The following is a 10,126-nucleotide window of genomic DNA, read 5'->3' on the forward strand; positions in this document are numbered from 1 at the left end:
CGAAATGCACCGCCCGGGCGATGGCGAGCGACTGCCGCTCGCCGCCCGAGAGGCCGCCGACCAGCCGGTCGCCGTCGGTGATCCGGGTGATGCCCATGTCCTGCACCGCCCTGACGGCAATCGCGTTGGCCCGCGTGCGGTCATAGGTCCTGAACGGCCCCCAGCCCTTTGTCGGCTCCACGCCGACAAAGAACGACCGGCCGATGGACATCAGGGGAAAGGTGCCGCCGAACTGGTGGACGGTGGAGATCCCGGCCTCCTGCGCGGCGCGCGGGGTGGAAAAGCTGATGGTCGTCCCATCCAACTCGATCCGGCCAGAGGAGGGCTGGTGCACGCCTGAGAGGATGCGGATCAGCGTCGACTTTCCTGCGCCGTTGTCGCCGAGAAGGCAGAGCACCTCGCCCGGCCGGACCTCCAGCGTGATGTCGTGCAGCACGTCGATGGGGCCGAAGCTCTTGTTCACGCCCCTCAGGGCCAGGATCGGGGCGGTCATGCCTTGAGGCCTTTCTTCTTCGTGGTCGCGGACAGGGCAATCTTGCGGAAGGTGTTGTTCATCAAGACTGCCCCAAGAAGCAGGACGCCGATCACCAGGTTGGACCAGGTCTGGTCGAAGTCGGTGTAGTAGATGCCTTGCGTAACCACTGCGAAGGTAATGGTGCCGAAGAAGATGCCGAGCACCGAGCCGAAGCCGCCGGTCAAGAGGACACCGCCCACGACGACCGCGATGATCGTGTTGAAGATCAGCGTCAGCTGGGGGGTCGCCTGGACCGACTGGAAGAGGATCGCCTGGCTCATGCCCACGAAGGACGCGCAGACCGAGGAGAAGACGAAGAGCAGGATCGTCATCCGGTTCGTGGGGATCCCCGCATTCCGTGCGCTCTCCTTGTCGCCACCCATCGCGAAGACCCAGTTGCCGAAGGGCGACATGTGCATGAAGAAGAAGAAGGCCGCCGTGATTGCCAGCCACCACAGGATCAGCACCTGGAAGCCGCCGACATACATGCCGAAGATCGTCTTCACGATCTCGGGGGCCTTGATTGCGATGGAAGTGGTCCCGGTCAGCACCACGGTTGCGCCCAGAAGAATCCCGGAGACGGCGAACAGGGTGCCAAGCGTGACGATGAAGGACGGCACGCCAGTCTTGATGACCAGGCAGCCGTTGACCAGACCGACGAGGACACCAAAGGCGAGGGCTGCAAGAATGCCGAGCAGGATTGGAGCTCCGTAGAAGCCCGAGACGAGCGCGGTGATCAGCGCGCCCGCAGTGATTGTTCCACCGACGGAGATGTCCAGCTCACCCGCGATCATCAGGAGGCCAACAGGAATGGCAATGATCCCGAGCGTCGCGGAGCGGGATAGCCAGCTGCCGATGGACGACGGATACAGAAACTCGACCCCGCCGACGATGGCAAAGAAGAGGGTGACGCCGAGCAGGCCGATAAGTGCGCCCGCTTCGGGGCGTCTGAGCAGTCCCGAGAACATCGCTAGGGCTCCGTCTTGAGGGCGGGGAGAATGGCCGGGGTCGACCGAGTGACCGACCCCGGAGGAGGAGGATCAGCGCGCGCCGATCTGGACACCGGCGATGGTGGCGTCGACGTTCGAGGCATCGACGATGCCCGGGCCGGTCAGGACCGGGGCGGTAGGCAGGTCGGTTCCAAAGTCGATGTGGCTGGCCAGAAGCGTGACGGCCAGCATAGCCTGCAAGTAGGGCTGCTGGTCGATGGCAAAGGCCTGGGTGCCGTCCTTGATCCGGCTCAGCGTCGCCTCGTTGAAGTCGAAGCTGCCGAGCTTGACCGTGCCGGTCTTGGCCGCCTGTTCGATCCCCACGGCAGCCGCGTCCGCTTCGCCCGCACCGATGGTCAGGGCGCCATCGACATCGGCGTTTTCGGTGAGATAGGCCTTCACGGCTTCGGCGATGGCCGCCGGGTCGCCAAACGAGGTCGAGGGCAAGGGCAGCTGTTCCGCCGTCGCCCCGGCGGCGGTCATCGCGTCGATCATGCCCTGGCAGCGGGCCTCGATGTTCGCGGTGCCAGGCAGGGTGTTGATGCAGACGCCCTTCTTCGCGCCCAGCTTCACCAACTGGTCACCGCCGGCCTTGCCGGCGATATATTCGTCCGACCCGACATAGTTGATCGCGCCCAGTTCGCGCGCCTTGTCAATGGTTCCTGCGTTGAACAGGATCACCTTGATCCCGGCAGCGATGGCTTCCTGAATCGCCGGGTCCTGGCTTTCGTAGACCCAGTCGGGAATGGCGATGCCGTCCGGATTCTTGCTGATCGCCACGCGGATGATGTCAGCTGCGTCGGCTGCAAAGTTGTCGTAGCTTTGCATCCGAAGATACTCGACCTTGCCGCCGTTGGCTTCGACGATCAGACGGGCATCATCGACGCCCTTCTTGATCTTGTTCCAGAACTGGTCCGAGTTTATGCCGCCGATGACAGCGATTTCCGCCGACATCGCGGCCGATCCAGTCGCCACCAGCGCAGTGGTCGCCATCACCTTGGCGAAGGTCCTCATGAAGCTCATTCTCCGTCTCCTCCCTTGGGCCGCCTCTCCTGGCGGCGTGTTGATCCTGGGATCTTCATCACCGGGTCAGCCTCATCGACCGACTGGTGGAATGTCTTGGGGGGTCAGCCGCGGACTGCCTTGGCGTTCATTCGCTCTTTCTTCTTCTGGAAGCGGGCGTTCATCCGCGCCTCGCCCTCTTTCGAGCCGTCGTGCCAGTAGCCGAACCACTTATCCAAAGGGATCAGCCCGTCGCCGCCGTAGTTCACCTCGAAATATTTGTGGTGCAGGTAATGGGCATAGGCGTGGCTATCGAGCGTGCGATCCTCGCTCAGTTCCAGCTTGTCGAAGCCGATATGCCCGTTCACCGCCCCGAAGCCCGCGAGATGCAGCTGGAACATTGCCAGGACCGGGTTCGAGGGGATGATCAGGTGCCAGAAGGCGACCGCGTGGTAGAGGAACCCTTCCACCGGATGCATCGACAGGGATGACCAAGGCGAAGGGTTGACCGAGTTGTGGTGCACCGAATGCACCCACTTGTAGAGGAAGGGGGTGTGGATCAGCCGGTGGATCGCGAAGAAATGCACCTCGTGGATCGCGGGGGAAAGAAGCGCCAACACGACCAGCCAGGGCCAATGCGTCTCCCACGGCAGCCAGGTGGCCCAGGTGTTGGCATATGCCCAGAGGAACACCACCTCTACCAGCGTCCAGAGCGGGATCGAGATGAAGAAGGACCGCAGGAAGTTGTCGATGTTCTGGCTCTTGAACCAGAAGACATCGGATGGCTGCTCGGCCGGGAACTTGCCGTTGTATTTGAACCGTGTGCCCTGCTTCTTCTTCACATACCAGAACAGCTCGACCGAACCGTAGAAGACGAAGATCGCGACGGCGTTCACCGCGTAAAGCCAGAGCGCCCAGCCCCAGGACAGGGTCTTCATCACCTCGACATCCGGGACGACGTAGAACCACCAGACCAGTGCGGTCGCCATGTGGAAGGCGTTCCACGGCCAGAGGTATTCCGGGATCCAGGCCAAGACCCGGGGCAGGCTGAACGGGCGACGCCAGAACGGCGGCAGCTCCAGGTGCGCATCCGGAGCCCAGTCGCCACGCTTGTTGCGGGTGCCGTATTGCAGATCGTCCATCCTGGTCCCCTTCACTTCCCGGTCGGGGAACGAAAGGCACAGGCATTTCCACCCCAGGGAACCTGTCCCTCGGCGGCGGGGCTCGCGGCCCATCCCGTGCAGTCCGAAACCTTCCTCCCGCGGACGTCGAGACTCAGGTCCCGCGTCCCGTCTTGCTGGGGCGGAGATAAGCGCCTTGACGTAAGTCAAATCAACCCGTCATGATATCTCAAACATCAAATCGTCGCATTCGTATCATAGTAGTCGTTAAATGATACGAAGTATGTCAGGATACCTTATGCGCCGCCCAACCATTCCCGACCTCGCGCTGGCCGCCAATGTATCTGTCGCCACTGTCAACCGGGTGCTCTCCGGCGCACCCAACGTGCGGCTGGCAACCCGCGAGAAGGTTCAGCGCGCCGCCGAGGAGATCGGCTTCTACGGCCTGGGCAGTATCCACGCACGCGTTGCAGCGGCGCGTCCCCGCCTGCGGTTCGGCATCCTCCTCCTTCAGCCGCATCGCCCGCTCTACCAGAGCATCGCCCGCGCGATGGAGGCCGCTGCTGCCCAAACCGTTGGGGCCGAAGTGGACCTTCGGGTCGAGTTCCTGGAAGATCTCTCGCCGCAGAATACGGCCAACCGGGCGCTGGCGCTGGCCAACGACTGCCGTGCCATCGGCATCGTGTCGGCTGCCCATCCCACTGTCACCGAGGCTCTGAGCCAGATCCAGGCGCAGGGCGTTGCCGTCTTTTCCTTGATCGCGCCCCTGCCGACGACGGGCCAGATGTCCTACATCGGCCTGGACAACTGGAAACTGGGCCGGACCGGAGCCTGGGCCTTCGCGCATCTCTGCCGGGTGCCCGGTAAGATCGGCATGCTGGTCGGTAACCCCCGGTTCCGCAACCAGGAGATTTCCGAAGCCAGTTTCCGATCCTACTTCCGCGAATACGCCCCCGAGTTCACCCTGCTTGAGCCCCTGTCCACGTTCGAATCGGCAGACGTGGCGCAGGACATCACCGAGACACTCCTGGCCAGCAACCCGGACATGGTCGGGCTCTATGTGAACGGCGGTGGCGTGACCGGGGCAATCGCCGCCCTGCACAGCACTGGGTTCGCCGGCAAGGTGGTCGTGGTTGGCCATGACCTGACCGCTGTCACCCGCGCGGCGCTGCTCGATGGCTCGATGTCGATGATCATGTCGCACCCCCTGGACCGCATCGCGCGCGACACGATCGACGGAATGGTCCGAGCTTGCTCAACCCCTGGAAGCAACCAAAGCAGCATCGTCCCGTTCGAGATCTACACGCGGGAGAACCTGTGATCGTCGATGAGGCCGAGCGGCCCCTTTGGGTCAGTTCCAGACCCTGATTGAACAGGGAATGGCAGGTTCAGACGTCCCCGACCGGCTGGGGCTAGACGCATCCCCATCAGGGTATACTTGATTTCCTAGGACTTCGCGCGACCACAGAATCCCAAAGACCCACCACGCAACTCCCACCCGACCATGTTTGCACAATCCGGTAGGTAAGTCAGGTGACCAACCACATGAGCGAGAACATGACTAACCCCTACCAGAATACTGCTACTGCAAAGCTGATCGCTGACCGCATCCGCGACCTGTTGCATCGTAAGACCCAGGCTGAGATCGGCAGCGAAGCGGGTTTCCCCAACGCGAACATGATGACCCTCCTGAAGAACGGGCGGAGCAAGGTGCCGATCGACCGGGTGCCTTCGCTCGCGGAGGCGCGGGAAGTCGACCCGGCCCTGATGCGTTTGGCGCTCGGCCAGGCTGTGGGTGCGACGGCTGCGAAAGCAATCGTCGAGATCTTCGGCACCCCGGCGACCGTGAACGAGCAGAGCTGGCTCGCGGAACTCCGCGATGCCTCGAACAACAGCGATCCGAGGATCACCGCACGGGCGCGTGCAGCGCTGCGCGGGATCTTCGGAAAATGAGCGCCGGGGGACGACGACCTAGCATTCATGCTACCCACAGCACTGACGGGGCGATGGGACCAGCTGACGAAGAACGAGGAGGCGTGGATCGAGTTCATTCGCGTGATCTCTGGCGGGCGCAATCCGAGGATCACGCCCGACCGGGTCCGAGCGCTGCGTGAGCTGCTAGACGCGGGAGGAGGCGTCGGCAGGCGGGAGGTCAGCCGGTTCCCAAATCTCTGCCACTGACCACGCTCTTGCACTCGTCAGGCTGCCCAAAGCGCGTTCAGGCTCAGCGTGAAGCATGCTTCAAGCTGGCTCTCATGCTCCAGGAGATCCGCTTCACGCCAGCGCGCGCAGTTCGGCCCGACACGGACCGGAGCGGGAAAGACCCCGTCCCGCTTCCAGCGCCAGATGCTGTCGGTGGAAACACCGTAGCGGTCCATGATCGCGAAGAACTGCTGTTGGGATTTTCAGACCAAGCGCGATCACATCCCGTCGCTGAATCTGTCGGGCTCCATCCTTGTTCACCAAGAGCGCAATGTAGCCCATGTGTAGCCCAGATAGAGCGTTTCTTAGACAGCAAGCTGGAGCAACAAAATTTTTCTCAGACATTTCAGAGATTTAAGTGGTGCCCAGAGCCGGAATCGAACCAGCGACACGCGGATTTTCAATCCGCTGCTCTACCAACTGAGCTATCTGGGCACCGTTGGGTGGGCGGGTGATACCCAAGGCGGGGGGGGCTGTCCAGAGGGAAAACGCCCCGTCAATGCGGCTTTGGCGGGGTGTCGTCGGGGATGGCGTCTTCGGCCGCGTCCTCGGTTTCGGCCGGGACGCGATAGCCTTCGGTCAGCCAGCGGCCAAGGTCCACGTCGGCGCAGCGGCGCGAGCAGAAGGGGCGGTAGGCGGGGGTCGCGGGCTTGCCGCAGATCGGGCAGCTCATGGCAGGAGCCCGGCCAACGGCAGGCGATCGCGCTTGCGGGTCAGCTCGTAGAGGCCCAGCGTGGTCCAGCCCGCCAGATTGGTCTCGCCCTCGGTCTTGAACGTGGCCTTCATCACCTGGTCCAGGATATGCCGGTCGCGCTTCGGCATCGGGGCGAAGTCCACCACCACCTGCCCGCCCAGCCCCCGCAGGCGCAACTGGCGCGGCAGATCGCGGGCGGCGGCGATATTGGCCTTGAGGCTTGCAGCGGGCGAGGTGTCGGCACCGGTGTTCACATCGACGGCGACCAGCGCCCGGGTCGGCTCGATCATCATGTGCCCTCCCGCCTCCAGGGCGACACGGGGGCCGCGCAGGGCCTCCAGCGCCTCGGTCACGCCCTCGCGGTCGAAGCTTCCGGGGTCGGTGTCGGCATCGTCCACCGGCGGGTCGAGCCAGTCTCGGAAGGCGAGGTCATGGGCAGAGGGGCCGTCGACCAGCAACTCCGGCGGGCCGCTGATATCCGCCAGCACCGCTTCGGCCAAGCCGCGCATCGCCGCGATATCCTCGGCGATGGCCTGGTCCTCGGCCTCCAGACAGCCGGAGCGCAGGATCAGGCCCAGCCGGTCATCGGCGCCCGCCATCCCGGCCTCGGCCATGGCGGACAGCTCCGCCCGGCGGTCCTCGTCCTTGATCTTGCGCGAGATATTCAGGCCGGGAGCATCCGGTGTGACAATGGCAAAGCGCGACTTGAAAAGGAGGCGGGTGCTGACGGGAACCGCCTTGCCTGGCTCGGCGGGGCCTGTCACCTGCACCAGCAGCCGCTGGCCCGGGGCGACACCGGAAATCTGGCGCAGGAAGCCCGAGCCCCCGGGCAGCTTGACGAAGATACCGCCCTGCCCCTTGACCGGCCGATCCGCGACCGCGCGACATATCGCACCCGGGATCGCCATGTCGTCCGCCGGGTCGATGGCAAGCTCTTCCAGCTGCCCGTCCACCATCAGCGCCGCAACCTGGCGACCGCCGATCTCGTCCAGAACCAGTACTCGGCCCTTCATTCCTGCCTCCAGACCGGATAGCCGACGGCTGTGAGAAGCGCCGCCGTCTCGGCCACCGGCAGGCCCATGATGCCGGTGAACGACCCGGAGATCCATGGGATGAAAGCCCCCGCCAGCCCCTGAATACCGTAGCCGCCCGCCTTGCCCTGCCATTCGCCGCTGGCGAGATAGCCGTTCAACTCGGCGTCCGACAGCCGCTTCATCTTCACGGTGCTGAGCGACTCGCGCACCAGCACCCGCCCCCCCCGCCGCACGGCGATGGCGGTGATCACCTGATGCCGCCGCCCACCCAGCGCGGTCAGAAAGGCCGCCGCCTCGCCCGCATCGGCGGGCTTGCCCAGGATTCGCCGGCCAAGCGCGACGGTGGTGTCGGCGCAAAGAACCACATCCTCCGGTCCCGCCGGAACGGCGCGGACCTTCTCTTCGGCCAGGCGCAGGCAATAGGGTCGTGGAAGCTCTCCCTTCCGGGGATCTTCATCAATGTCGGGGGGCAGGATCAGGTCGGGCACGATCCCGAGCCCGACCAGCAATTCCTTGCGACGCGGGCTGCCCGATCCCAGAACGAGGCGCAACTTACTTGAAGCGATAGTTGATGCGGCCCTTCGACAGGTCGTAGGGGGTCATCTCGACCTGCACCTTGTCGCCGGCCAGAACCCGGATGCGGTTCTTGCGCATCTTGCCTGCCATCGTCGCGATCAGTTCATGGCCGTTCTCGAGTTCGACCCTGAATGTCGCGTTCGGCAGGAGTTCCTTCACGACACCGGGGAATTCGAGAATGTCTTCCTTGGCCATGGTCTCTCCATTGCAGACGGGCCCGCGGGGGATTGCCGCAGGCTTCCGCCGGGCGATATGCCCCCGAAAGGGGCGATTTACAAGCAGATTCTGGTGCGCCTCACGTCCTTAGACGGAAGCGCTGGATCTTGCCGGTCTGCGTCTTGGGCAGCGCATCGGTAAAGACCACCCGGCGAGGATACTTGTAGGGCGCGATGGTGCGCTTCACATGGTCCTGAAGAATCTTGACCAGAACCCCGTCCGGCGTGTGGCCCGCCGCCAGCACGACATGCGCCTCGACCACCTGGCCACGCTCCTCGTCCGGGCTGCCGATCACCGCGCATTCCAGCACTGCGGGATGCGAGAGAAGCGCCGCCTCCACCTCCGGCCCGGCGATGTTGTAGCCCGCAGAGATGATCATGTCGTCCGAGCGGGCGGCAAAGTGGAAGCGGCCCTCCTCATCCTGCCAGAAGCTGTCTCCGGTCAGGTTCCAACCTTGTTTGACATAGTTCTTCTGCCGCTTGTCCGACAGATAGCGGCATCCGGTCGGCCCCCGCACCGCGAGACGTCCGACTTCCCCGCGGGGAAGTTCCACCATGTCCTCGCCGACGATCTTCGCCTCGTAGCCCGTGACGGGCCGCCCGGTGCAGGCGGGGCGGTGGTCGTCGAAGCGGTTGGTGATGAAGATGTGCAGCATCTCGGTCGCGCCGATCCCGTCCAGCATCGGCTTGCCGGTCTTTGCCATCCATTCGTCGTAGACCGGGCCGGGCAGGGTTTCGCCCGCGCTGACGGCGGCCCGCAGCGAGGACAGGTCGGCCCCTTCCGCCATCGCCTTCAGCATCACCCGATAGGCGGTGGGCGCGGTGAAGCAGACCGTGGCGCGGTGTTTCTGGATGATCTCGATCATGTTCGGCGGGCTCGCCTGTTCCAGCAGCGCCGCCGCCGCCCCGAAGCGCAGCGGGAAGACCGCCAGCCCGCCCAGCCCGAAGGTAAAGGCCAGGGGCGGCGAGCCGATGAACACGTCCTCGGGCGTGACGCCCAGCACCTCCTTGGCGTAGCCGTCCGCGATGATCATCAGGTCGCGGTGGAAATGCATCGTGGCCTTGGGTTCGCCCGTTGTGCCGCTGGTGAAGCCCAGAAGCGCCACATCGTCGCGCCCCGTCTTCACCGCCTCGAACTTCACCGACTTCGACAGCGCCACCCGGTCCAGCTCGGCGTCATGGTTCGCGGTCCCGTCGAAGCCCACGACCGTCCGCAGGTGGCGCGAGCCCTTGGCACAGGCGACCAGATCCTCCATCAGCCTTGTGTCGCACAAAGCATGACTAATCTCGGCCTTGTCGACGATCTGGCCCAGCTCGCCCGCCCGCAGCATGGGCATGGTGTTGACCACCACCGCCCCCGCCTTGGTCGCCGCCAGCCAGCAGGCGACCATCGCCGGGTTGTTGGACGAGCGGATCAGCACCCGGTTACCCGGCTTCACCCCGTAGTCCTCGACCAGCGCATGGGCGATGCGGTTGGACCAGTCGGTCAGTTCCTTGTAGGTGCGGCTGCGGCCATTGCCGATCAGCGCCGTATTGTCGCCGAAGCCCTTCGCGACCATCGCATCGGTCAACTCGACCCCGGCGTTCAGCCAATCCGGATAGTCGAAGCCCGCAAGCCTGATCTCCGGCCAATCCTCCGGCGCGGGCAGGCGATCGCGGGTGAAGCTGTCGGTATGTCCTGTCGGTCCAAGCATGTTCCCCGGGTCCTCCCAAACCCTGCAGCCGTCTTCCCTATTTGCCGGGAATGACGGCGGTCGCCTCGATTTCCACTTTCGCCCG

At 64.5% G+C, this 10,126-nt stretch carries 12 protein-coding genes and 1 tRNA gene; 2 read left to right on the forward strand and 11 right to left on the reverse strand.

Going from position 1 to position 10,126, the window contains the following annotated elements:
* The 4 genes from V7Q39_RS15740 to V7Q39_RS15755 form a co-directional block, all read right to left on the reverse strand.
* Window positions 1-493, reverse strand: a 493-nt coding sequence (locus V7Q39_RS15740) for an ATP-binding cassette domain-containing protein (protein ID WP_333817560.1), incomplete at its 3' end; no start/stop codon positions are given.
* Entirely contained in the window at window positions 490-1,482 is a 993-nt protein-coding gene (locus tag V7Q39_RS15745; protein ID WP_333817561.1) for an ABC transporter permease, read from the reverse strand. The genes V7Q39_RS15740 and V7Q39_RS15745, both read right to left, overlap by 4 nt.
* 72 nt (window positions 1,483-1,554) lie before the next feature.
* A complete protein-coding gene (locus V7Q39_RS15750) occupies window positions 1,555-2,526 on the reverse strand; it encodes a substrate-binding domain-containing protein (protein WP_333817562.1) in 972 nt (323 codons plus the stop codon).
* A gap of 104 nt (window positions 2,527-2,630) precedes the next feature.
* Window positions 2,631-3,647, reverse strand: a complete 1,017-nt coding sequence (locus V7Q39_RS15755; RefSeq protein WP_333817563.1) for a sterol desaturase family protein — start codon at window positions 3,645-3,647, stop codon at window positions 2,631-2,633.
* A gap of 277 nt (window positions 3,648-3,924) precedes the next feature.
* Here V7Q39_RS15755 and V7Q39_RS15760 point away from each other — a divergent pair, with 277 nt between their 5' ends.
* Both V7Q39_RS15760 and V7Q39_RS15765 read left to right on the forward strand, forming a co-directional pair.
* Window positions 3,925-4,947: a LacI family DNA-binding transcriptional regulator gene (locus V7Q39_RS15760; protein ID WP_333817564.1), complete on the forward strand. Its 1,023-nt coding sequence runs from the start codon at window positions 3,925-3,927 to the stop codon at window positions 4,945-4,947.
* A 224-nt stretch (window positions 4,948-5,171) separates the two neighbouring features.
* Window positions 5,172-5,579, forward strand: a complete 408-nt coding sequence (locus V7Q39_RS15765) for an XRE family transcriptional regulator (protein ID WP_333817565.1) — start codon at window positions 5,172-5,174, stop codon at window positions 5,577-5,579.
* Between the two features lie 245 nt (window positions 5,580-5,824).
* Here the strand turns inward: V7Q39_RS15765 and V7Q39_RS15770 are convergent, their stop codons facing one another.
* The 7 genes from V7Q39_RS15770 to V7Q39_RS15800 all read right to left on the reverse strand — a co-directional run bounded on the left by V7Q39_RS15770 (window position 5,825) and on the right by V7Q39_RS15800 (window position 10,041).
* Window positions 5,825-6,004, reverse strand: a complete 180-nt coding sequence (locus V7Q39_RS15770; protein WP_333817566.1) for a helix-turn-helix transcriptional regulator — start codon at window positions 6,002-6,004, stop codon at window positions 5,825-5,827.
* Window positions 6,005-6,187: 183 nt separating this feature from the next.
* Window positions 6,188-6,263: transfer RNA gene (locus V7Q39_RS15775), tRNA-Phe, on the reverse strand.
* Between the two features lie 61 nt (window positions 6,264-6,324).
* Window positions 6,325-6,501, reverse strand: a complete 177-nt coding sequence (locus V7Q39_RS15780) for a DNA gyrase inhibitor YacG (RefSeq protein ID WP_333817567.1) — start codon at window positions 6,499-6,501, stop codon at window positions 6,325-6,327.
* Entirely contained in the window at window positions 6,498-7,535 is a 1,038-nt protein-coding gene (locus tag V7Q39_RS15785) for a ribonuclease E/G (protein WP_333817568.1), read from the reverse strand. The genes V7Q39_RS15780 and V7Q39_RS15785 overlap by 4 nt, the downstream gene beginning before the upstream one ends.
* Window positions 7,532-8,107, reverse strand: coding sequence for a Maf family protein (locus tag V7Q39_RS15790; RefSeq protein WP_333817569.1), 576 nt, complete (start codon window positions 8,105-8,107; stop codon window positions 7,532-7,534). Before V7Q39_RS15790 ends, V7Q39_RS15785 begins: the two co-directional genes overlap by 4 nt.
* 1 nt (window position 8,108) lies before the next feature.
* Window positions 8,109-8,327: a translation initiation factor IF-1 gene (infA, locus tag V7Q39_RS15795; RefSeq protein ID WP_135450909.1), complete on the reverse strand. Its 219-nt coding sequence runs from the start codon at window positions 8,325-8,327 to the stop codon at window positions 8,109-8,111.
* A 100-nt stretch (window positions 8,328-8,427) separates the two neighbouring features.
* On the reverse strand, window positions 8,428-10,041 hold the full coding sequence (locus V7Q39_RS15800) for an AMP-binding protein (protein ID WP_333817570.1): 1,614 nt from the start codon (window positions 10,039-10,041) through the stop codon (window positions 8,428-8,430).
* Window positions 10,042-10,126 lie beyond the last annotated feature (85 nt).

It is taken from the genome of Tabrizicola sp. (assembly GCF_036781545.1).
Lineage (GTDB): Bacteria > Pseudomonadota > Alphaproteobacteria > Rhodobacterales > Rhodobacteraceae > Tabrizicola.